General features: G+C 64.6%; 18 protein-coding genes and 1 pseudogene. 11 read left to right on the top strand and 8 right to left on the bottom strand.

Translation table 11 applies throughout. The features are described 5' to 3' along the window. Positions 1-53 precede the first annotated feature (53 nt). The 3 genes from IVA74_RS17525 to IVA74_RS17515 are packed head-to-tail and all read right to left on the bottom strand — an operon-like array spanning position 54 to position 6,506. Positions 54-1,508 (bottom strand): HlyD family type I secretion periplasmic adaptor subunit, encoded by a 1,455-nt coding sequence (locus tag IVA74_RS17525; RefSeq protein ID WP_247346359.1) that lies wholly within the window; start codon positions 1,506-1,508, stop codon positions 54-56. Continuing rightward, positions 1,495-3,627: a type I secretion system permease/ATPase gene (locus tag IVA74_RS17520; RefSeq protein WP_247346357.1), complete on the bottom strand. Its 2,133-nt coding sequence runs from the start codon at positions 3,625-3,627 to the stop codon at positions 1,495-1,497. Before IVA74_RS17520 ends, IVA74_RS17525 begins: the two co-directional genes overlap by 14 nt. Positions 3,628-3,656: 29 nt before the next feature. Next, complete coding sequence (locus tag IVA74_RS17515) at positions 3,657-6,506, bottom strand: calcium-binding protein (RefSeq protein ID WP_247346354.1); 2,850 nt, start codon at positions 6,504-6,506, stop codon at positions 3,657-3,659. Positions 6,507-6,704: 198 nt separating this feature from the next. Here IVA74_RS17515 and IVA74_RS41175 point away from each other — a divergent pair. Next, positions 6,705-7,007 (top strand): annotated as a pseudogene (locus IVA74_RS41175) (class I SAM-dependent methyltransferase); the annotation flags it as partial. Positions 7,008-7,254: 247 nt separating this feature from the next. On the opposite strand, the gene IVA74_RS40975 reads toward IVA74_RS41175, so the two are convergent. The 4 genes from IVA74_RS40975 to IVA74_RS17495 form a co-directional block, all read right to left on the bottom strand. After that, positions 7,255-7,380: a hypothetical protein gene (locus IVA74_RS40975; RefSeq protein ID WP_256467596.1), complete on the bottom strand. Its 126-nt coding sequence runs from the start codon at positions 7,378-7,380 to the stop codon at positions 7,255-7,257. Positions 7,381-7,499: 119 nt separating this feature from the next. Beyond that, positions 7,500-7,991 carry a hypothetical protein gene (locus tag IVA74_RS17505; RefSeq protein ID WP_247346352.1) on the bottom strand — a complete coding sequence of 164 codons (492 nt, stop codon included), beginning with the start codon at positions 7,989-7,991 and terminating at the stop codon, positions 7,500-7,502. A gap of 166 nt (positions 7,992-8,157) precedes the next feature. Continuing rightward, positions 8,158-8,610 carry a DNA polymerase III subunit chi gene (locus IVA74_RS17500; RefSeq protein ID WP_247346350.1) on the bottom strand — a complete coding sequence of 151 codons (453 nt, stop codon included), beginning with the start codon at positions 8,608-8,610 and terminating at the stop codon, positions 8,158-8,160. Positions 8,611-8,616: 6 nt separating this feature from the next. Further along, positions 8,617-10,116 (bottom strand): leucyl aminopeptidase, encoded by a 1,500-nt coding sequence (locus IVA74_RS17495; protein ID WP_247346347.1) that lies wholly within the window; start codon positions 10,114-10,116, stop codon positions 8,617-8,619. 339 nt (positions 10,117-10,455) lie between these two features. Here IVA74_RS17495 and lptF point away from each other — a divergent pair, with 339 nt between their 5' ends. From lptF to IVA74_RS17445, 10 genes are all read left to right on the top strand, one after another. Beyond that, a complete protein-coding gene (lptF, locus tag IVA74_RS17490) occupies positions 10,456-11,625 on the top strand; it encodes an LPS export ABC transporter permease LptF (protein ID WP_247346345.1) in 1,170 nt (389 codons plus the stop codon). After that, a complete protein-coding gene (gene lptG, locus IVA74_RS17485; protein WP_247346343.1) occupies positions 11,622-12,719 on the top strand; it encodes an LPS export ABC transporter permease LptG in 1,098 nt (365 codons plus the stop codon). The genes lptF and lptG overlap by 4 nt, the downstream gene beginning before the upstream one ends. Continuing rightward, on the top strand, positions 12,719-15,208 hold the full coding sequence (locus IVA74_RS17480) for an LPS-assembly protein LptD (RefSeq protein WP_247346341.1): 2,490 nt from the start codon (positions 12,719-12,721) through the stop codon (positions 15,206-15,208). The genes lptG and IVA74_RS17480 overlap by 1 nt, the downstream gene beginning before the upstream one ends. 68 nt (positions 15,209-15,276) lie before the next feature. Beyond that, on the top strand, positions 15,277-16,203 hold the full coding sequence (locus IVA74_RS17475; protein WP_247346339.1) for a SurA N-terminal domain-containing protein: 927 nt from the start codon (positions 15,277-15,279) through the stop codon (positions 16,201-16,203). Next, complete coding sequence (pdxA, locus tag IVA74_RS17470; RefSeq protein WP_247346337.1) at positions 16,203-17,219, top strand: 4-hydroxythreonine-4-phosphate dehydrogenase PdxA; 1,017 nt, start codon at positions 16,203-16,205, stop codon at positions 17,217-17,219. Before IVA74_RS17475 ends, pdxA begins: the two co-directional genes overlap by 1 nt. Then, positions 17,216-18,070: a 16S rRNA (adenine(1518)-N(6)/adenine(1519)-N(6))-dimethyltransferase RsmA gene (rsmA, locus tag IVA74_RS17465; RefSeq protein ID WP_247346335.1), complete on the top strand. Its 855-nt coding sequence runs from the start codon at positions 17,216-17,218 to the stop codon at positions 18,068-18,070. The genes pdxA and rsmA overlap by 4 nt, the downstream gene beginning before the upstream one ends. A 24-nt stretch (positions 18,071-18,094) precedes the next feature. Continuing rightward, entirely contained in the window at positions 18,095-19,153 is a 1,059-nt protein-coding gene (locus tag IVA74_RS17460; RefSeq protein WP_247346333.1) for an alcohol dehydrogenase, read from the top strand. Between the two features lie 214 nt (positions 19,154-19,367). After that, positions 19,368-19,481, top strand: a complete 114-nt coding sequence (locus tag IVA74_RS17455; RefSeq protein WP_247346784.1) for a Flp family type IVb pilin — start codon at positions 19,368-19,370, stop codon at positions 19,479-19,481. 75 nt (positions 19,482-19,556) lie between these two features. Continuing rightward, positions 19,557-19,793 carry a hypothetical protein gene (locus tag IVA74_RS17450; RefSeq protein ID WP_247346331.1) on the top strand — a complete coding sequence of 79 codons (237 nt, stop codon included), beginning with the start codon at positions 19,557-19,559 and terminating at the stop codon, positions 19,791-19,793. A gap of 333 nt (positions 19,794-20,126) precedes the next feature. Next, on the top strand, positions 20,127-20,879 hold the full coding sequence (locus IVA74_RS17445; protein ID WP_247346329.1) for a Crp/Fnr family transcriptional regulator: 753 nt from the start codon (positions 20,127-20,129) through the stop codon (positions 20,877-20,879). Here IVA74_RS17445 and IVA74_RS17440 read toward each other — a convergent pair. Next, a complete protein-coding gene (locus IVA74_RS17440; protein WP_247346327.1) occupies positions 20,858-21,595 on the bottom strand; it encodes a Crp/Fnr family transcriptional regulator in 738 nt (245 codons plus the stop codon). The two genes, IVA74_RS17445 and IVA74_RS17440, sit on opposite strands and share 22 nt — an antisense overlap. Between the last annotated feature and the right edge of the window lie 459 nt (positions 21,596-22,054).

Raw genomic sequence — 22,054 nt, 5'->3', positions numbered from 1 at the left:
GGCCGGTTGCCGTGATCATGGGCGCCCAGCGGTCGTCGGCAGCGGGGTCGGAACTACCGCTCCCGCATGATGTCGTGCCGGTAGCGCTGCAGCGGCGACAACAAATAGCTCAGGATGGTGCGCGAGCCGGTTCTGATCTCCACCGTCACCGCCATGCCCGGCGCCAGGCTGACGAGGCGGTCGTCCACCTGCATCTGCGTGCGATCCAGCGAGATGCGTGCGCTGTAGCTCAGCTCCTGCCCGTTGGGCTCACTGCTGTCGCGCGGCGTCCCGAACGCACGGTCGCTTCCGCGCTCCGGCGGACGGTCGTGAATGATGGCATCATGCGAGACGCTCAGCACCCGGCCTTCCAACAAGCCGTAGCGGGTGAAGTTGAAGGTGTCGATCTTGACGGCGGCGCCCTGCCCGGCCTCGACAAAGCCTATATCGCGGTTGGAGATCATCGCCTCGATCTCGAGCCGCGTATCTGATGGCACGATCACGAGCAGCGATTGCGCGGGCGTGACCACGCCGCCGACGGTGTGGATCGCAAGCTGCTGCACGACGCCGTCGACCGGCGACGTCAGTTGCTGAAGCCTCGTCCTCTGCTGCGCCTTGATCAGATCGCGCGCGACGCCGTTGGCTTTCTGCTCGCTCTTGGCGAGTTCGTCGGACAGGTTCTTCCTGTACTCGGCTACGGCCTGGTTACGGGTCTCCCGGATCGCGGCAACGGCGGACTCGGCCTCCTTCAAGCGGCTGCTTTGGACGCGAAGCTCCTCCTGCTGCTCGATCTGGAGCTGAAGGGTCTCGTAGTAGGTCAGCTTCGAGCCGATCTCCTTCTCCATCAGCGTCTTGCGGATCTCGACACGTTGCTGCGTGACCGGGAGCAGCGCGTCGAGCTTATGAATCGTGGCCGCGATCGTCTGATGCTCGGCGTCCTTCTGCGCCTCCTGGCGCGCAAGCGCCGCGAGCTTGGCCCTGTTCTCGCTGACCTGATTGGCGAGAATCTGCCGCTGCGTCGCGATCAGCATCGGATCGGCGTCCGCGGGCGGGGTCAGATCGGCAGAAGCCTCCTCGCCAGCTGTCAGCGCGGCACGAAGGCGCGCGATATTGAGCCGTTCAGCCATGAGATCGTCATGAAGACGATCGCGCTCCGCGGCGTTGACGGTCGGATCAAGCTCGATCAGCAAATCGCCTGATTTGACCGCCTGCCCATCCTGCACGTGGATGGCCCGTACCACGCCGGTCTCGAACGGTTGCACCACCTTGCTTCGCCCGCTCGAAACGACCTTCCCGGTTGCGGAAGCGACAATGTCGATCGTGCCCCATGCCGACCATGCGAGCGCCGCACAGACAAGCAGCATCAGGGCCATGACGATGGCGCGGCCGGTCGGCGACGGCGGTGTTTCGGTGATCTCCAGCGCCGCCGGCAGGAAAGCGATTTCCTCGGCGCGTTGCCCTTTCGCTTTCCGGAAAGGAACCACCGTCTGCTGCGGCCGCGCAGCCGGCACAGCCCTAGCCGACCTCATAGATCCCTCCCTGAAGACGATGCAGCGCCGCGTAGCGGCCGCCGGTCTTGATCAAGGCGTCATGCGTGCCGTCCTCGACCAGCCGGCCTCGCTCCAGCGTGAAGATGCGGTCGGCGCCGCGGACGGTGGACAGGCGGTGGGCGATGATCAGGACCGTGCGACCGCTGGCGATCTCCTTCATGTTGTCGTGGATGATCCGCTCGCTCTCATAGTCGAGCGCGCTGGTCGCCTCGTCGAAGATCAGGATACGCGGATCGGTCACCAGCGCGCGGGCGATCGCGATGCGCTGGCGCTGTCCGCCGGAGAGCGTCGAGCCGCGCTCGCCGACCACCGTGTCGTAGCCCTCAGGAAGCTCCAGAATGAAATCATGCGCGCCCGCAAGCTTTGCAGCGTCCATGATGCGCGCCATCGGCAGGGTCGGATCGGCCAGCGCGATATTGTCGCGCACCGAGCGGTTGAACAGCATGTTGTCCTGGAGCACCACGCCGATCTGCCGCCGCAGCCAGGCCGGGTCGGTCATCACCAGATCCATGCCGTCGATCAGCACGCGGCCGCCTTGCGGCACATAGAGCCGCTGCACCAGTTTTGCAAACGTGCTCTTGCCCGAGCCCGATGATCCCACGATGCCGACGGTTTGGCCTGCCGGAATATCGAACGAGACGTCATGCAGGATTTCCGGCCCGTCGAGCCTGTACCGAAAGCCCACGTGCTCGAACCTGATATTACCCCGGAGCGGCGGCAGCCCCGCGCGTGCCGCGGAGTGAGCCGGCTCCGCCGCGCTGTTGAGGATATCGCCGAGCCGCGCGATCGACAGCCGCGCCTGATGAAAATCCTGCCAGACCTGGGCCAGCCGCAGCACCGGGGCCGAAACTCTCCCTGCGAAAATGTTGAAGGCCACGAGCTCGCCGACCGTTAATGCGTCCCCGATCACGAGTCGCGCGCCGACATAGAGGATGGCGGCAGTGACGATTTTGCTGACGAATTGCACCAGCTGGCTCGCCGTGTTGCCGAGGCTGGTGACGCCAAAACTCGCGGAGACATAGCCGGCGAGCTGCTCTTCCCAGCGGCGCTGCATCTGCGGTTCGACCGCCATTGCCTTCAGCGTTTCGATGCCGCTGACGCTCTCGACCAGGAACGCCTGGTTCTCAGCGCCGCGGCGGAATTTCTCGTCCAGCCTGCGGCGGAACAGCGGCGTCGCCACCGCCGAAATCGCGATGTAAAACGGGAACGATGCCAGCACGATACAGCTCATCAACGGCGAATAGGCGAACATCACCGCCAGGAACACCGAGGTGAAGAACAGGTCGATGAGAAGCGTCAGCGAGGAGCTGGTGATGAAATTGCGGATGTTCTCGAGCTCGCGGACACGGGCCACGGAATCGCCGACGCGCCGGGCCTGAAACCAGGCCATCGGCAGCGCCAGCAGATGGTGGAACAGGCGCGCGCCGAGTTCGACGTCGATGCGGTTGGTCGTATGCGAGAACAGATAGTTGCGCAGGATTCCGAGCACGGTGTCGAACAGGGAGACGACCACGAGCCCAATGACGAGAACGTCGAGCGTGGACAGCGAGCGGTGAACCAGTACCTTGTCGATCACGACCTGGAAGAACAGCGGTGAGACCAATGCAAAGAGCTGGAGGAAGAACGAGGCAGCCACCACCTCGCAGAGCAGTCGCCGGTATTTGCCGATCGCGCCGATGAACCAGGTAACGTCGAAGTGGCGCCCGAGGTCGGATAGCCCGGCGCGCCGCGCCATCAGGATCAACCCGCCGTCCCAGTTCGCGCACAGCTCCTCGCGCTCCATCAATACAGGCCGCTGCACCCCCGGCGACTGCACCAGCACCTTGTCGGGGGAAGCTTTGGCGATGACCATGAAGCTGCCGTCACGCAGCATCGCAATCGCAGGCAGCGGGCTGTCCGGCAAACGGCTCCACTGCGTTCGATAGGTTCGTGCTTTCAGTCCGAGAGACCTGGCGCAGCGGACGATGTCCGCTGCGCCGAAGACTGCCGCTCCGGTCCGGTGCCTGAGCTGGTCGCGATCGGCCGCAACGCCCTTCAAATGCAGAAGCGTCAGCAGCGCGTCGAGCCCCGTATCGGCCACGCCAGCGTTCGTCGTCATGAGCGTTCTCCAGGCCGCAGCGGCTAACGTCAGGCGTGCTGCGGCGGAGCGAGCGTCTGGCTTTGGCCAGCGTGCGGATCGGGCAACGGCATCTCGCCGTGGCCGTCACCTGCCGGGACGAAGCTGGCCGCCATTGCCTGGTTGAGCAGCATCGTGGCCGCCATCGCCGCGCCGCCCTGAATGACGACGTTGTTTCCGCTGCCGCCATCGAGAACGTCGAAGCCCCCGCTACCGATCAGCACGTCGTCACCCGCGCCGCCCGTAAGGGTGTCGTTGCCGGGGCTGCCGATCAGGATGTCGTCGCCATTGCCGCCGTTGGCAACGAGCTGGATGCCGCCGTGCAAACCGGAGGCCGTGATGACGTCGTCCCCATCGAGGCCGTTGATGACGATCCTGTCGCCGGCGCCGGCATCGGTGATGTTGATGTCCTGGCCAAGCCCCGAGACCGTGATGATGCCGTCGTGCTCAGTCACCGTGATGACATCGTTGCCGCCGGTCGCGTTGATGGTCACCGTATCGGCAGCGCCGTCATTGGCGCCGAGGTCGAGATTGACCTCGCTCACGCCCGTCCCGGAGAGGTCATTGACGGTGATGTTGTCGGCACCGCCGAGGGCGTTGAAGTCGACATGTTCGACGCCGTTCAGGTCCATCGCGATGGCGGCAACGTCGCGCGTGAACAGCACCCGGCCGCCGTTGGCCGAGATGTTGATGTTCTCGTTGATGTTGGCACCGTTGAACGCCAGCGTGTCGGTGCCGTTGCCGCCTTCGACGGTGTCGCTGCCGTCGCCGGGATTCCAGACGAAGGTGTCGTCGCCCGCGCCAAGACTGGCCACGTCGTTGCCGCGTCCGCCATTGACGATATCATTGCCGGCGCTGCCGGTGATGGTGTCGTTGCCATCGCCGCCGTTGATGTTGAGGCTGAACAGCTGTCCCGCCTTGATCGCGGAGGCATTGATGACGTCGTTGCCGCCTCCGCCATTGACACTGAACACGTCACCGGAATCCGCGTGGGCGATCGTCACCTGCGCCGCGACGCCATTGACCACGATCGATCCGCCGCTGGTGGCAACCGTGATATGATCATCACCGGCGCTGCCGTTCACGGTCACGCGGTCGGCCGCACCGTCCCCGCTCTGGCTGCCGGGGCCAGCGCTGAGGTCGATGGCGACCTGCGCGATGCCGGTCCCGGTCAGGTCGTTGACGGTGATGTTGTCGGCGCCGCCGGCCGCCGCGATCTGCACGCGCTCGATGCCGTCGAGATCCATGACGATGGCGGCGACGTCGCGGGTGAGCAGTGCATGGCCGCCATTTGCCGAGATCGACATGTTCTCGGCGACATTCGAGCCGTTGAACACCAGCGTGTCCGTTCCCGCGTCACCGAAGACGGTGTCGCTGCCGTCGCCGGGGTCCCACGTGAAGATGTCGTCGCCTGCGCCGAGAAGAGCGACGTCGTTGCCGCGGCCGCCGGTGATCTTGTCGTTGCCATCGCCACCGATCAGGGTGTCGGCCCCCTGACTGCCGGTGATGGTGTCGTTGCCCGCGCCGCCGTCGATGGTCAGCCCGATCGCCGCGGCGAGCAGGGATGCATCAATGACATCGTTGCCGCCGAGCGCCTGGATCACCAGCCGGTCGTTGGCAGCCTCTGCATTTGCGATCGTCACGGCCTCCGGCATCCCCGTGACGGTTACCGTTGTGCCCGTGGCTGTGACTTCGATGTGCTGATTGCCGCCGGTGCCGCTGATGGTCACCGTATCAGCCGCACCGTCGCCTTGCGTCCCTCCGGGCGTGGCTCCGAGATCGACCACCACCTGCTTGACGCCGGTGCCGGTGAGATCGCCGACAAGGATGTTGTCAGCGCCGCCGCGCGCATCGAATTCGATCTGCTCGATGCTGTTGAGGTCCATCGTGATGTTGGCAACGTCGCGGGTGAAGCGCACCCGACCGCCATTGGCCGATATGTTGATGGTCTCGTTGATATTGGCACCGTTGAACAACAGCTTGTCGTTGCCCGATCCGCCCTCGACCGTGTCGCTGCCGTCGCCGGGATTCCAGATGAAGGTATCGTCGCCCGATCCAAGCTCGGCGACGTCGTTGCCGCGTCCGCCATTGACGATGTCGTCGCCGCTACCGCCGATCAGGAGATCGTTGCCGTCGCCGCCGGTAATCCTGTCGTTGCCGGCGCCGCCATCGAGCGTCAGCGAAATCAGGCTGCCGAGCCCGTTGCCCGCGGTGATGACATCGTCGCCGCCGCCGGCGTGCAGGACGAGATTCTCCGTCGTGCCGATGTCGAGCGAAAATGGCGCCGCGCCCGTCCCGTCGAACCGCACCCGCGTGCCGTTCGCCGTGATCGTGAACGTCTCGTCGCCGTTGCTTCCGTTGACCTTAGCCGTATCATTGCCCTCACCGCCCTCGAACAGGTTGGTGCCGCCACCGGGATTCCAGATCATGAGATCGTCGCCGGTCTCGCCAAACAACTGGTTGTCGCCGCTGCCGCCGTCCAGCGTGTCGTTACCCGCGCCGCCGAACAGCAGATCGTTGCCGCCGCCGCCGTTGATCACATCGTTGCCGGCCTGACCAAACAGAAGGTCGGCCCCCGAGCCGCCCGTGATCCTGTCATTGCCGTCACCGCCGAAAATGTGCACCGCGGGCATCGGGCCATGGCATTCGTTAACGGTGATCGTGTCGTCGCCGCCTTGACCGAAGATGTCGATCTCGCTGGTGTTGGCGACGGTGGGGGCGCCACCGATTGGTGTCACAGACCCGTTATTGATGAGAATGCGGCCTGCGTTATTGCGGCTGATCACGACGCCGTTATTGGCGCTATCGCCGAAAATGGTGAGTTGGCCCGTAACCGGGGAAAAAACAGAGGTAGTAGACATTCAAAATGATCCTTCGGTCGATCTAGCCCCACCCCTCCACGTAACAGCCGCGAACATGACATTCTTGAACCATTGCTTGAGACGCGCGTGATTATTCTGGAGATTTCGTCCAGATTTGCTTCGGGGCAGTTTTCGACAGCGGATGCGAAGGCTCTCTCATCACGAATGGCCTGATCACGGATCACGCGTAACGACCCCGTGATTTTCAAACGCGCGCGGAAGAACCGCGGCTCGAGACAAGCGCGCAGTTTGACCTGGGTGGATGTCGGTTGCGGCAACGGCGCGTTCACTGAGCTCCTTGTTGCGAAGTCCGCCCCTTCGTCCGTTTGCGCGATCGATCCGTCCGACGGACAGATTGCGACTGCACGCCGGAAATTATCAGCAAAGCAGGTCGAGTTTTCGATTGGCGATGCGATGGCACTTCCCTACGACGTCAACCGCTTCGACGTCGCGGTGATGGCGCTGGTGCTGTTCTTCGTCCCCGACGCGCACAAAGGTGCCTCGGAAATGGTCCGCGTCACCAAGCCCGGCGGCATGGTCGCATCCTACACCTGGGACATCTTGCGGAGTGGCTCGCCCACGCAGCCCTTATGGGAGGAGATGGACGCTCTCGGCAAACCTGCACAGCGCCCACCGAGTGCGGATGTATCGCGACACGAGGCACTGAAGGCGCTTTGGGCGAAGCTCGGCATCCGCGATGTCGAAACTCGCGAACTGGTCGTCGAGCGAACGTTTGCGAATTCGATGACTACTGGCTGTCGATGGTCGTCAGCAGCCCGGCCGGCGTATTGGGAAGGCTGTCGGAGACAGGGAGCGCGGAACTCAAACGCCGGCTACAGGCCAGATTGCCGGCGAGCGCGAACGGAGAGATCACCGTTCACGCCTCGGCCACCGCAATCAAGGGATGCAAAGCCGCTTGACGATGGGAACGAGCATGGGCGGCTGATCGCATCGACAGCCGCAACCAGCTTCAGGGCAGAAGGCCGACCCGTGTTACGCCGCCGATTTCTTCTTCGGCTTCGGCTTGGCACCCTTCGGCACAACCGGCGCCTCCGGCGTGCCCTCGATCGAGGACAGGCGGCCGGCCGTGAAGGTGTAGATGCCCGCGCGCGGACCGGTCGTCCACGTCACGACCGCGACGCGCCTGCCGGCGGCATCAGCGGAGAGGTTGACGTTCGAGGGCGCGCCGATGCCGCGCACCACGTCGCATTCGGTGTGGCCGAGCGCAACGGTGCCCCCCATGGGCGCCGGCGCCGTCGTGGACGCATTGGCATCAGCCGGCCCGGGCTGCGGCGCCATGCCGGCACAGCCTCCGTCTGCACTGACCAGATCCTCGGCCCCAACCGCCCTGTCGGGGGTCAGCGGCGGCGACTCAATCGAGATGTTCCGGATGAACATGCGGCTGGGCGTGTTGAACCACTGGGCGTCCCTGGAGAACACATCGGTCCCAGAGCAGCCCGCGACCAGCGGGGCTACGGCAGCCAACGCAACTATGAGCGAGCTGGGAAGCTTTTGATGTCGCACGATAAACTAAATTCCCCGTGTGAAGGATCGACCCTAAGCGTTTGTCCCAACATCACTTTGCGGCACGAAGGTGACCAAAGCCATCATCGTCCGAAAAGTGCAAATTATCATTAATTGCGCGCGACCGCTAATTCCGCTTCTGCCACCGGCCCCGTTCGTCGGCCTGCCAATAGGTGACATCAAATCCCCGCGCCTTGCAATCCGTCCAGGCGCTGCGGGCAAATGCAAGCGCGTCCGGATCGTCGCCGTTGAACAGCAGCACCATGCGCTCATAGCCCTGGGCGTCCTGCGGCAGCGCGGCGTTGTCGACGAGGAAGCGGACATTGGCGCCGTTCGGATTGTCCTCCTCGATCGCCAGCACGATCGGCTGATCGGCGGCGTCGCCCACCCGCCATGTCGCGTGCGGCAAGAAGGAGTCGTCGCGGTAGGTCCACAAGTGCGCGTCGAGCGCATCGGCGCGCTCCGGCGAATTCGACTGCACCACGACGCGCCAGCCGCGCTCGAGCGATTTCTCGAGAAGCGGTGGCAATACGTTCTCCACCGTCATGTTTTGCAGATGATAGAACAGCACTTCAGTCATCTTGGATCATTTGCGCTCGTAATGGTCGGCGACCAGACGGTCGAGCAGACGGACGCCATACCCGCTTCCCCAGCTCTGGTTGATGTCGGTCTTCGGCGCGCCCATGGCGGTGCCGGCGATGTCGAGATGCGCCCAGGGCGTGCCGTCGACAAAACGCTGGAGGAACTGCGCCGCGGTGATCGAGCCGCCGTGGCGGCCGCCGGTGTTCTTCATGTCGGCGAACTGGGAATCAATCAGCTTGTCGTATTCGGGGCCGAGCGGCAGGCGCCAGACCTTTTCGCCGCTCTCGATCCCGGCCGCCAGCAGCCGCTCGGCAAGCTCGTCATTGTTGGAGAACATGCCGGCATGGTCGGTGCCGAGCGCGACCACGATCGCACCGGTCAGCGTCGCCAGATCCACCATGAATTTCGGCTTGGTTTTCTTGGCGACGTACCAGAGCACATCGGCAAGCACTAGGCGGCCTTCCGCGTCGGTGTTGATGATCTCGATGGTCTGGCCCGACATCGAGGTGACGATGTCGCCCGGGCGCTGGGCGTTGCCGTCGGGCATGTTCTCGACGAGGCCGATGGCGCCGACGACGTTGACCTTGGCCTTGCGTGCCGCGAGCGCATGCATCAGGCCGACGACGCAGGCCGCGCCTCCCATGTCGCCCTTCATGTCCTCCATGCTGCCGGCCGGCTTGATCGAAATGCCGCCGGTGTCGAAGCAGACGCCCTTGCCGACGAAGGCAACCGGTGCCTCACCCTTCTTGCCGCCGTCCCAGCGCATGATCACGGTCCGGCTCGGCCGCGACGAGCCCTGACCGACGCCGAGCAGCGCGCCCATGCCGAGCTTGTCCATCGCCTTGACGTCGAGCACCTCGATCTTGACGTCGAGCTTGCGGAGCAAGCCCGCGCGGCGCGCGAACTCCTCAGGAAAAAGAACGTTCGGCGGCTCGTTGACAAGGTCGCGCGCAATGATCACGCCGTCCACGATCGCACCGGCCGATGCAAACGCCTTCTTCGCGGCGGCGGCATCGCCAACGGCAAGCGAGATGTCGGCGCTGGAGCCGTCCTCCTCGCCGTCCTTCTTCTTGGTCTTGTAGCGGTCGAACTTGTAGCTGCGCAGCCGCAGGCCCGAGGCGATCGCAACCGCCTGCTCGCTCGTCATGGCGCCATTGGGCAGTTCCGCCATGATGGTCATGGCCGCGGCTCCGGCGGGAAGCTTGCTCGCCGCCACGCCGCCGAATTTGAGGAAGTCGTTCGCCTTCAGGCCGGCCACCTTGCCGGCACCGATCACGATCAGCCGGGTGGCCCTCACCCCCTCCGGCGCCAGGATGTCCAGCGCGGCGCCGCTTTTGCCTTTGAAGGCGGCGGCGGAGGCGGCCCGCTTCACGAGTTCGATTGCCCCGCCGAGCGCCTTGACGGTCGCCGGGCCGAGCTTCAGACCGTCGTCGCAGAACACGACCATGATGTTACGGACGGCGGTAGACAACGGGACAATGCCGACCTTGATGGCATCGGACATAGGTAACTCCTCCAAAACATGGGGCTTTTTGCCGATCGGCGGTCCCGGCCACGGGCCGGAGCTGAACGGCGATTCACTGAGTCTGCCGTACTATGGGCTAGGGGCCCGGCAGATGCCAAGCACCCCCGTGGCCGCGAGGCCACAACGAGGGAAATGTTAACCATATGTTGAGGGTGCCACGGGGCGGCCATTTTGTTGACGGATCAAAGGGATGGTAGTGAGAGAGTAAGCTGCTGGAAGAGACGGTTGGCCGACCTTGGGGATCCCCTCGCGGGGATTGGTTGGACAGCCGAAATTACGGCCGACGTTGGGGACTTGGTGGGATTCGTGCGGTAGCGCATGGGGTCAATCGACAGGTATATCTTCCGCACGACGCTCGCGTCGTTTGCGCTGGTCTTGGTCAGCCTGACGGGCGTGATCTGGATTACGCAGGCGTTGCGCGGCATCGACCTGATGACGAGCCAGGGTCAGACCATCCTGACCTTCCTCGGCATCACCAGCCTCGTCGTGCCCGCGTTGGTCCTGATCATCTCGCCGATCGCGCTGATGATCGCGATCTCGCATACGCTGAACAAGCTCGCGACCGATTCCGAGATCATCGTGATGAATGCCGCCGGCTTCTCGCCGTTCCGGCTGTTCTATCCGTTCTTCTACGCCACCTGCGTGGTGGCGCTGCTGGTCGCCTTCATCGCGGCCTATCTCGCCCCCGACGGCATGCGGCGGATCAAGCAGTGGGACGCCGAGATCACTGCCGACGTGCTCACAAACATCCTCCAGCCCGGCCGCTTCGCCCAGCTCGACAAGAACCTGACGATCCGGATTCGCGAACGTCAGCCCGGCGGCATCCTCGCCGGCATCTTCATCGACGACCGCCGCGATCCGAACGAGCGCGTCTCGATCGTCGCCGAGCACGGCGAAGTCGTGAAGAACGACACCGGATCGTTCCTGGTGCTGGAGACCGGCAATCTCCAGCGCTTCGAGGCCGGCAAGCGCGATCCCGCGCTGGTGGCGTTCGGCCGCTACGGCTTCGACATGTCGAAGTTCTCGGGCCAGGGCCGCGACGTCGCCCTCGGCATCCGCGAGCGTTATCTCTGGGAGCTGCTCTCACCATCCGAAGACGACCCTGTCTACAAGCAGATTCCCGGCCAGTTCCGCTCGGCCTTGCATGACAGCCTGTTGGCGCCGATCTATCCGTTCGCCTTTGCCGTGCTGACCTTTGCGTTCCTGGGGGCGCCACGCACCACCCGCCAGAGCCGCAATTTCTCGATCGGCTCCTCGATCCTCGCCGTGTTCGGCCTGCGCATGGCCGGCTTCGCCTGCTCGGTGGTGGCCGTGAAATCGCCGGGCGCGGTGCTGGTCCAATATGCGATGGTCTTTGGTGCCATCGGCATCGGGCTGGCGATCATCATCGGCGGCCTCGTGGTCGAACCGCCGCCGCGCCTCATGGAGGCCATCAACAGGTCGAACGCGCGCATCGCGCGGCTGTTCGGACGGCCGGCTACCGCATGAGCATGCTCACCAACACACTCGGGCGCTATTTCGCCGGCCGTTTCGTGGTCGCAGCGCTCGGCGTGTTCGCCAGCATTTTCCTGCTGCTGGTGCTGGTCGACTACATCGAGATGGTGCGCAAGACCTCGGGCCTTGCATCCGCCTCCGCGGTCATGGTGGCCGAGACCTCGCTGTTCCGCGTGCCGCAGCTGTTGGAGAAGCTGACGCCGTTCTGCATGCTGATCGGCGCCATGACCTGCTATCTCGCCCTCTCCCGCCGGCTCGAGCTCGTGGTCGCGCGCGCCGCTGGCGTCTCCGCATGGCAATTCATCTCGCCGGCGCTCGGCAGTGCGCTGCTGATCGGAGTGATCGCCACCGTCGCCTACAATCCGATGTCGGCCAATCTGCGCGAACTCTCCAAGCGCATGGAAGCCGAGCTGTTCGGCTCTGCGCCCGGCGGCGGCATTCAGGACGCCTCCGGTTTCTGGCTCAATCAAGTCACCAATGACGGCCAGACCATCATCAACGCGGCGCGCAGCGAGCAGCAGGGCATCCGGCTCACGGGGCTCACGCTGTTCCGGTTCGACACGGAGCAGCACTTCAAGGAACGCGTCGAGGCGCGCGAGGCGACGCTCGAGTCCGGCCGTTGGCTGTTCAAGGGCGTCCGCCGCTTCTCGCTGGATTCGCCGCCGATCGACCAGGCCAGCCTGGAGATTCCGACGACGCTGACCGAGGCACAGGTCCGCAACAGTTTTTCCACACCCGAGACTGTGTCCTTTTGGCAACTACCGAGCTACATCCGCTCCTCCGAAAGCTCGGGCTTCGCGACAGCCGGATACCGACTCCAGTATCAGAAGCTTCTGGCGCAGCCGTTTTTGCTTGCAGCAATGGTGATGCTAGCGGCCTCCGTGTCGTTGCGCTTCTTCCGGATGGGCGGCGTACAGAAGATGGTTTTGAGTGGCGTGGGCGCAGGCTTTCTGCTCTACGTTTTGTCGAAAGTGACTGAAGATTTGAGCAAGGCTGAGTTGATGCATCCGATCGCTGCGGCGTGGTTGCCCGTGGTGGTGGGCGGCCTCACCGGCTTTTTGGCCTTGCTGTATCAGGAGGACGGATAGTGACGGCCGTCCACCAAGGACCCGTGTCTCGTTGGACGCGGCGCACATTGGTGCGCGCGAACGGGTTTGGCTTGTCCATTCGCAGGTTCCTGCTTGCTGTCGCCGCCGTGGCATCGCTCGGTGGCCTGATCGACGTTGCCGTCGTGGCGCCGGCCTCCGCCCAGGGCTTCACCTACAATCCGCTGCCGCCGCGTCCGAAGCCGCCGAAGGTCGCCAACGACAACCAGATGCTGGTTCAGGCGACCGAGGTCGACTACGACTACAACAATTCGCGCGTCTCCGCGGTCGGTAACGTCCAGCTGTTCTATAACGGCACCAGCGTCGAGGCGGACAAGGTCATCTACGACCAGAAGACCAAGCGGCTCCATGCCGAAGGCAACATCCGCATGACGGATGCCGACGGCAAGATCACCTATGCCGAGATCCTGGATCTCTCCGACGATTACCGTGACGGTTTCGTCGATTCGCTGCGCGTGGACACGGCCGACCAGACCCGCATGGCGGCGAGCCGCTCCGATCGCTCCAGCGGCAACTACACGGTGTTCGAGAACGGCGTCTACACCGCCTGCGCGCCGTGCAAGAACGATCCGAAGAAGCCGCCGCTGTGGCAGGTCAAGGGTGCGCGCATCATCCACGACCAGCAGGAGAAGATGCTGTATTTCGAGACGGCGCAGCTCGAATTCTTCGGCGTGCCGATCGCCTATATGCCCTATTTCTCGACGCCCGACCCGACCGTGAAGCGCAAGTCCGGCTTCCTGATGCCGGGCTTCACGTCGAACACGCCGTTCGGCTACGGCGTCGAGGTTCCGTTCTACTGGGCGATCGCGCCCGACATGGACGCGACCTTCAACCCGCGCATCACGTCCAAGCAGGGCGTGCTGTTCCAGGCCGAGTTCCGCCAGCGCCTGATGGACGGCGCCTATCAGATCCGCGTCTACGGCATCGACCAGCTCGATCCGAGCGCGCTCGCCGGCCAGCCCGGCGACAAGCAGTTCCGCGGCGCCGTCGACACCAAGGGTCAGTTCGCGCTGAACGACAAGTGGGTCTGGGGCTGGGACGGCGTCCTCATGTCCGACTATTACTTCTTCTCGGACTACCGGTTGTCGCAATATCGCGATCCGTTGGGCTCGTTCCTGTATCTGCCGACGGATGCGCTCTCGCAGCTTTATCTGACCGGTGTCGGCAATCGCAGCTTCTTCGACGCGCGCACGATGTACTGGCTGAGTTACTCGGGCAACCAGAGCCAGGTCCCGGTCGTCTACCCCGTGATCGATTACTCGAACGTGCTGAACTATCCGGTGTTCGGCGGCGAGTTCAGCTACAAGACCAATTTCGTGAACCTGTCGCGTGACACCGCGGTGTTCGATCCGATCACGACGCTCGCCAACACCAACAGCCTGTGCACGACGACGTCGGCCGATCCGCTCGCGCGCACGCCGTCGCAGTGCCTGCTACGCGGCTTCCCGGGCACCTACACCCGCCTGACGGCCGAAGCGCAGTGGCGCAAATCCTACACCGATCCGTTCGGTGAAATCTGGACTCCGTTCGCCATTCTCCGCGCCGATGCGATCAACTCCTCGGTCTCCAACCAGCCGGGCGTGTCGAACTATCTTCCCGTCGGCGACACTCAGGCATTCCGCCTGATGCCGACTGTCGGTCTCGAATACCGCTACCCCTTCATCAACATTCAGCCCTGGGGCTCGACCACCATCGAACCGATCGCGCAGGTCATCATCCGGCCGAACGAGACCTATGCCGGCAAGCTCCCCAACGAGGACGCCCAGAGCATGGTGTTCGACGCCTCGAACCTGTTCAGCGTCGACAAGTTTTCCGGCTATGACCGCGTCGAGGGCGGCGGCCGCGCCAATGTCGGCGTGCAGTCCACCACGCAGTTCGACAAGGGCGGCGCCGTCAAGGTGCTGTTCGGCCAGTCCTACCAGCTGTTCGGCATGAACTCCTTCGCGGTCCAGGACTCCATCAATACCGGCGTGGATTCCGGCCTGCAAAGGCCGCGCTCCGACTATGTGGCGAGCGCCGCCTACTCGCCCAACAGCACCTATACGTTCAGCGTCCGCTCCCGCATGGACGAGCAGACCTGGAACGTCCAGCGCTTCGAGGCGGAAGGCCGCGCCAACTTCAATCGCTGGTCGATCAGCATGCTGTACGGCAATTACGCGGCGCAGCCGGAACTCGGCTATCTGACCCGCCGCGAGGGCATCCTGACGTCGGGCTCGATCAAGGTCGCGGCCAATTGGGTGGTCACGGGCTCGGCGCGCTGGGACCTGGAGGCCAACAAGATCAACCAGTATGTGCTCGGTGCCGGCTATGTCGACGATTGTTTTGTGCTCGGCTTGAACTACGTAACTGCGTATAGCTATTCCGCGGGCTCGACGCCGCCCGTGCTGAACCACGCGATCATGTTCCAGATCGGCCTGCGCACGCTGGCGAATACATCGACGGCCAGCAGTTCCGGCGGCGGCCTCCAGTGAACGGTTTGAAGTGACGGCCGCGTGTTCCCGATCGCAGGATCACCGCGGCTGACATGCGAGCGACAAATATGACGATGCCATTGCCTGTCTTCCGCCTGCTCCTCGTTCTCGCCGCCCTGCTCCTGGCCGGCACGCCCTCGGGCGCGCAGAACATCGTCGTGATGGTCAACGGCGATCCGATCACCGACTTCGACATCGAGCAGCGCTCCAAGCTCGACCAGCTGACGACGCAGAAGATGCCGGCCCGTCAGGACGTCATCAACGAGCTGATCGACGACCGGGTGAAGCTGAAGGAAGGCAAGAAATACGGCGTCGACCCCGGCGTCTCCGACATCAACCAGTCCTACGAGGGCATGGCGCAGCGCATGCGCATCTCGCCGGACCAGCTCACCAAATCGCTCGAAATCAAGGGCGTCCGCCCCGAAACCCTGAAGACCCGCATGAAGGCCGAGATGGTCTGGACAAGCCTCGTGCGCGGCCGCTTCAAGGAGAAGCTGATGGTCGGCGAGAAGGACGTCGCGCAGGCCGTGCAGGCCCAGACCGGCGACAAGCTTCAGATCGAGGGCACCGAATACAAGATGCAGCCGATCGTGCTGATCGTGCCGCGCGGCTCGTCGCCGGCATTCCTGGAGACGCGGCACAAGGAAGCAGAGCAATATCGCTTGCGCGTCGGAAGCTGCGAAGAAGCCAATTCCTTGTTCCGTTCCACGCCGAACGCCACCATCCGCGACACCGTCACCAAGACCACGGCGGAACTGCCCGAGGCGCTACGCAAGGTGCTCGACGACACGCCGATCGGCCACCTGACCGCGCCCGAGGCGACCAAGGCGGGCATCGAGATGGTGGTGCTGTGCTCGCGCAAGCCGACCATGATCGACACGCCGAAGAAGCGCGAGGTCCGCGAGAAGATGTATCAGGAGAAGTACGAGAAGACCCAGAAGACCTATCTCGATGACCTCCGCAGGGCCGCAATGATCGAATATCGCAACCGCTGATGGCCAGGCAGCCAGCCAAGCCCCTCGCCCTGACGCTGGGAGAGCCTGCCGGCATCGGCCCCGACATCACCATCGCAGCCTGGCTCAAGCGCCGCGAACTGGACCTGCCCGCCTTCTACCTACTCGGCGACGAGGCGCTGATCGCCCGCCGCGCCAAGGCGCTCGGCGCCGACGTCAGGATCGCCTCGGTGAGCGCCAGCGGGGCCTTATCCGTCTTCGCCGAGGCCCTGCCCGTGGTTGCGACCGGCGAGCCCGCGAGCGCCGAGCCCGGCAAGCCCGACGCATCGAGCGCCCCGGCCGCGCTCGCCTCGATCCGCCAGGCGGTCACTGACGTCCGCGAGGGTCGCGCCGGCGCCGTCGTCACCAACCCGATCGCCAAGAGCGTGCTCTACCGCGCCGGATTCCGCCATCCCGGCCACACCGAATTCCTCGCCGAACTCGCCGCGGAAGACGGCCGCGTGCCGCAGCCGGTGATGATGCTGTGGTCGCCGCGGCTCGCCGTGGTGCCCGTGACCATCCACGTCTCCTTGCGCGATGCGCTGGCCCAGCTCACCAGCGAGCTGATCGTCTCGACCGTGCGCATCGTCGCAACCGAACTGAAATCCCGCTTCGGCATCTCGAATCCGCGCATCGCGATCTCCGGCCTCAATCCGCATGCGGGCGAGGACGGTTCGCTCGGCCACGAGGAGCAGACCGTGATCGCGCCGGCGCTCAAGGCGTTGCGCAGCGAGGGCATCGAGGCGAAGGGACCGCTTCCTGCCGACACCATGTTTCACGAAGCCGCGCGAAACAGCTATGACTGCGCCGTCTGCATGTACCACGACCAGGCGCTGATCCCGATCAAGACGGTGGCATTCGACGACGCGGTCAACGTCACGCTCGGCCTGCCCTTCATCCGCACCTCGCCCGACCACGGCACCGCCTTCGACATCGCCGGCACCGGCAAAGCCAATCCGGCAAGCCTGATCGCGGCGTTGAGGCTTGCGAGCCGGATGGCGGCTGCGAAAATCCGATGAGCGCGATCGACGACCTCCCGCCGCTTCGCGAGGTCATTCGCCAGCACGATCTGTCGGCACGCAAATCGCTCGGCCAGAATTTCCTCCTCGACCTCAATCTCACCGCGCGCATCGCCCGTGCGGCGGCTCCGCTCGAGGACTCCACCGTCGTCGAGATCGGTCCCGGCCCGGGCGGACTGACGCGCGCGCTGCTCGCGCTCGGCGCCAGACGCGTCATCGCCATCGAGCATGACGAGCGTGCTATTCCTGCCTTGCAGGATATTTCCGCGCGCTATCCCGGCCGTCTGGAGATCGTGCATGGCGACGCCACAACCTTCGACCCGCGCCCGCTGCTATCAGGCGAACGAGCAAAGATTATCGCCAACCTGCCCTACAACATCGCGACCCACCTTCTGATCGGCTGGCTCACCACCGAGCCCTGGCCGCCCTGGTACGACATGATGGTCTTGATGTTCCAGCGCGAGGTCGGCGAACGCATCGTGGCGCGCGAGGACGAGGAGGCCTTTGGCCGCCTTGGCGTGCTCGCCAACTGGCGCTGCGAGACCAAGATCCTGTTCGACATCGCGCCGACCGCCTTCGTGCCGCCGCCGAAGGTCACGTCTTCGGTCGTACGACTGACACCGCGCGAACAGCCTCTCGCCTGCGACCGCAAGCTGCTCGAACAGGTCGCGGCCGCCGCCTTCGGCCAGCGCCGCAAGATGCTGCGCCAGAGCCTGAAGTCGCTCGGCGCCGATCCCGCGCGGCTCGCCGCAGCGGCCGGCGTCGATGCGACGCGGCGCGCGGAGACCATTCCGATTTCCGGCTTTGTTGCCATGGCGCGTGAATTGGCGGATATACGAAACGAAAACTAAGACAGAAATTCCGGAGGAAGAAATATGGCGTTGATGCGTCGGCAGTCCCTGGTCAAGTTCGATGCGCCGCTGTGCGAGACCATCGTTGACACGCCAAAGCCGACAGGGCGCGAGGTGCTGGTGCGGATCGAGCGCTGCGGCCTCTGCCACTCCGATCTGCACATCCAGGACGGTTATGCCGATCTCGGCGGCGGCAAGAAGCTCGATACCACGCGCGGCATGACGCTGCCCTTCACGCTCGGCCACGAGATCGCCGGCGTGGTCGACGAAGTTGGTCCGGAGGTAGCGACCGGCCTCCTAGGTCAGAAGAAGGCGGTGTTTCCGTGGATCGGCTGCGGCCAGTGCCGCGACTGCGCCAATGGCGACGAGAACCTCTGCGCCAAACAGCGCTTTCTCGGCGTCTCCATCGACGGTGGCTTCGCCACCCACGTGCTGGTGCCCGACGCGAAATATCTGCTCGACTACGACCCCCTGCCCGTCAACCAGGCTGCGACCCTGATGTGCTCCGGCGTCACCGCCTACGGTGCGCTCAAGCGCCTGGTCGACCGTCCGCGCCAGCGCAACCTCCTGCTGATCGGCCTCGGCGGTGTCGGCATGATGGGCCTTTCCTTTGCGGAGGCCATGTTCAAGCAGCCGATCTCGGTCGCCGACCTCAGCAGCGCCGCGCGCGAGACCGCGCTGAAGAACGGCGCGGCGGTGGCTTACGATCCGGCCGAGCCCGACGTGGTCAAGCGCATCCTCAAGGAGACCGAGGGCGGCTTCGACGAGATCGTCGATTTCGCCGGCAACGAGAAGTCGATGGCCTTCGCGGTCGCCGTCGCGGCGCGCGGCGGCAAGATTGTAGTCTCCGGCCTTATGGGCGGCCAGTTCACGCTGCCGATGGTGCAGTGGGTCTACAAGCGCATGACCATCGAGGGCTTCATGGTCGGCACGCTCACCGAGGCCCAGGAGCTGATGGCGCTCGCCCGCGCCGGCAAGATCAAGCCGACGCCGATGCGCGAGGAGCCGATGGGCGACGTCCAGACATGGATCGACGAATTGCGCGCCGGCAAGGTCGTCGGCCGCATAGTGCTGAAGAATTAGCGACGCAAGGATCGAGCGGTCGTGGCGGCGGGATCGATCTCCCGCCGCCCGCTTCGATGATCGCGATTGACGCAAGGTGCGGTTCCGAATTGGGGAACCCACCGCCCGCGGATATGGTCCTCGCCAGCTCCTTCCTGGAATTCTCGCAAGACAATTCTCGCAAGACCATGCAGACCATTCGCCACCTCTCGCCGGCGAATCCGGCGCCACCGCGATCGAGTACGGCCTGATCGCCGCCGGCATCGCGCTCGCGATCATCGCCGTCGTCAACAACCTTGGCTCGACACTGAACAAGAAGTTCAGCGCGATCAGCACCTCGCTGAACTAGCGCGGACACCCGCGTTAGTTCGCGGCACCTCGCCTTGGGCGCGGAACGTCGGCGGCCGCCTTGCGTTGGCAGCGCATGTCCATTCGTTGCACCGTCGAAAGCGCATTCTTCATCGCCTGGAGCTTCCTGGAGCAGAGCGGAGAGCTCGGCCCTCCGGACGAGTCCGCGAACGTCCTTCTCGACGCCATCGAAGCCCAGCTCAGGACCGGCGAACGCCGGCAGTTGATGCTCGCCAACAAGGCGATCGATGCCTATCGCGCGCATGCAGCCAAAGTGCGGTCCGCGCACGACTGCGAAGCCCGCTTCGGGTGACGAACGTCGCCGCCGCACTCGGGACCGCCGGCTCCGCGGCGTACAGGTATAGGCCGGCGGTCCGTCGGGCGGAGCGCGCGGGGTGCGTCGCTCCCGCGACGAGGACGCTACGCCGATCCGCGTGCCTGCTGTGTGCACTCCTGCACAGAGTTCATGAAGTTGAATGCCTCCGGTTCGGCCGCGCCACGCGGCCCTACCGACTTCCGGATTCCGCAAGTGAGAGGCCAACTTTTCAACGCCCGAAAAACGCTTTGTGTGCACTTTGGAACCGTCGGCCTCGTTACGGAAACGTAGGGTTCTGGCTGGTGCCGATTCCCGGCCAGAGCAAGTCATGTGACCGGTTGGCCCCAGAACGATCTTCTCCAGCGGCTCAGTTATCCGGATTTCGAGCTGCTCGCGCCTCACCTCCAGCCGGTCGAACTCGAGGCAAGCCACATCCTGCATCACGCCGGCGACGAGATGACGGCGGTTCATTTTCCTTGCGGCTCCACTCTGGTGTCGTTCGCGGTGCCGGTCGAGGACGATCGCGAGGTCGAAAGCCTGCTGGTGGGGCACGAGGGCGCGGTGGGCATTGCCGCCGGCCGCAGCGCCTCGCTCGCCTATTCGCGCATCGTCGTGAAGCTGGGCGGCACCCTGATGCGGCTGCCGCTGCGCGGGCTCGAGCAGGCCCAGCAGAGGTCGGCCACGCTCCATCAGGTGTTCTCGCGCTATGCCGACTGCCAGTTCGCGCAGCTGCTCCAGACCGCGGCCTGCAACGCCGCCCATTCGATCGAGCAGCGTGCCGCCAAGTGGATCATCTCGGCGCAGGAGCACATCGGCGGCCCCGAGATCCCCCTCACCCACGAGCAGCTCGCCGGCATGCTCGGCGTGTCCCGCAGCTATGCCAGCCGCGTCATCCAGATGTTCAAGGCGAGGCGGATCCTCGCGACCCGCCGTGGCGCCATCCTGATCCTCGACGCGCCGGCGCTCGAAGCCAGAGCCTGCCGTTGCAACGATTGGGTGAAGAAGCATTTCGACGAAGTGCTGGGCGGGCGGCATCTGCCGACGGCTGACACTTTGCGGCCTCACGCTAACGGCGGCGACTGACGCTTGAGGTGCAGATAGATCGGACTGAAGTCTCCGAGCCGCTGCAATTCGCGCCATTTCAGGACGATCAGCTCGCTGTCGCGCAAGTCCACGGTCCCACTCCGCCTGAGGTCGGCGAGCGTCCGGTTCACCGTCGCGATCGCCATGCCCAGCGTCTCGCCGAGCTGCGCCAAGCTGATCGGCAGGCGGCAGCGATTCCCGCGGACGAGCTGCGCGGCGCGGGCGCGGTAGAACAGCTCGCAGAACAGGTGCGCCATGCGCGCCTGCATCGGCCGCGCACTGTTGTTGGTGATGGCCTCGCGAAATATCGAGGCATCGCGCAGCGTTTCGCGCCAGACCGCCAGAGCAAAGGTCGGCCGCCGCCGGAAGGCAGCGAACAATTGGCGATGCGGAATAAAGGCGATCGAGGCTGGCCCCAACGCACTCAAGCCGTGATCCATCTGGTCGATGAACAGACCCTGCGCATCGGGCAGGTCGCCGGCCAGATGGAACGCAAGATATTGCCGCCGCCCGCTGCCGAGCAGATGGTAGCGCGCGATCATGCCTGTGACGACCAGTGCCGAATGTTCGGGCTCATCGCCCTGACGGATGAAATCCTCGTTCGGCGCGACCTCGCGCAGCATGAAGGTGAGCGCGCGGATCTCGGCGATGTCCTCCAGCGCGAGCGCGGTGTGCTCGCACAGGTTCCGGATCAGCACGTCATATGCTTTTTCCATGCACAGGGTCCGCGAAAAAAAGGTGCCCACTGTATCAATTGATACATCTGGCAAGAATCTCGCGGACTAGAACTCGCATCGACGGGACTGGTTGCTAAGTGCGTCGGCAACGGTCTGGATCCTGACTCTCATCAATCCCGAATGCGGAATGGGCCGCCTCCTCTCATGAGTTACACGACCGTACTGGAGCGCATTTGCGGATTGCTCAGCTGGGGCCCAAGCAAAGCTTCGGGCAGGATCAGGGACATCTCGCGGGAGGCCGCGCACGAGGAGCCGAGCCGGCCGATGTCGGACTGGGAATTGGCCCGCGCCATCCGCGAGTTCCGTTCCGCGCCAGCATCGAAGGACGAATGACTGCACCCACGGCCAACACACGCCACGCCAAATTCATCCAGCGGCTCCAGGCGATCGCGGACCTCTCTGACGGCGATCTCGCGGCAGTGGGTCGCGCGTCTCGGC

The organism is Bradyrhizobium sp. 132, assembly GCF_023074185.1.
Lineage (GTDB): Bacteria > Pseudomonadota > Alphaproteobacteria > Rhizobiales > Xanthobacteraceae > Bradyrhizobium.
This window is presented reverse-complemented; position numbering and strand designations above follow the sequence as displayed.

Coding starts and splice junctions, on each gene's coding strand:
- IVA74_RS17515 (WP_247346354.1), bottom strand. CDS start 6,506: ATGTCTACTACCTCTGTTTTTTCCCCGGTTACGGGCCAACTCACCATT.
- IVA74_RS17450 (WP_247346331.1), top strand. CDS start 19,557: ATGTCCATTCGTTGCACCGTCGAAAGCGCATTCTTCATCGCCTGGAGC.
- IVA74_RS17460 (WP_247346333.1), top strand. CDS start 18,095: ATGGCGTTGATGCGTCGGCAGTCCCTGGTCAAGTTCGATGCGCCGCTG.
- IVA74_RS17525 (WP_247346359.1), bottom strand. CDS start 1,508: ATGAGGTCGGCTAGGGCTGTGCCGGCTGCGCGGCCGCAGCAGACGGTG.
- lptF (WP_247346345.1), top strand. CDS start 10,456: ATGGGGTCAATCGACAGGTATATCTTCCGCACGACGCTCGCGTCGTTT.
- IVA74_RS17440 (WP_247346327.1), bottom strand. CDS start 21,595: ATGGAAAAAGCATATGACGTGCTGATCCGGAACCTGTGCGAGCACACC.
- lptG (WP_247346343.1), top strand. CDS start 11,622: ATGAGCATGCTCACCAACACACTCGGGCGCTATTTCGCCGGCCGTTTC.
- IVA74_RS17500 (WP_247346350.1), bottom strand. CDS start 8,610: ATGACTGAAGTGCTGTTCTATCATCTGCAAAACATGACGGTGGAGAAC.
- IVA74_RS17475 (WP_247346339.1), top strand. CDS start 15,277: ATGACGATGCCATTGCCTGTCTTCCGCCTGCTCCTCGTTCTCGCCGCC.
- rsmA (WP_247346335.1), top strand. CDS start 17,216: ATGAGCGCGATCGACGACCTCCCGCCGCTTCGCGAGGTCATTCGCCAG.
- pdxA (WP_247346337.1), top strand. CDS start 16,203: ATGGCCAGGCAGCCAGCCAAGCCCCTCGCCCTGACGCTGGGAGAGCCT.
- IVA74_RS17520 (WP_247346357.1), bottom strand. CDS start 3,627: ATGACGACGAACGCTGGCGTGGCCGATACGGGGCTCGACGCGCTGCTG.
- IVA74_RS17495 (WP_247346347.1), bottom strand. CDS start 10,116: ATGTCCGATGCCATCAAGGTCGGCATTGTCCCGTTGTCTACCGCCGTC.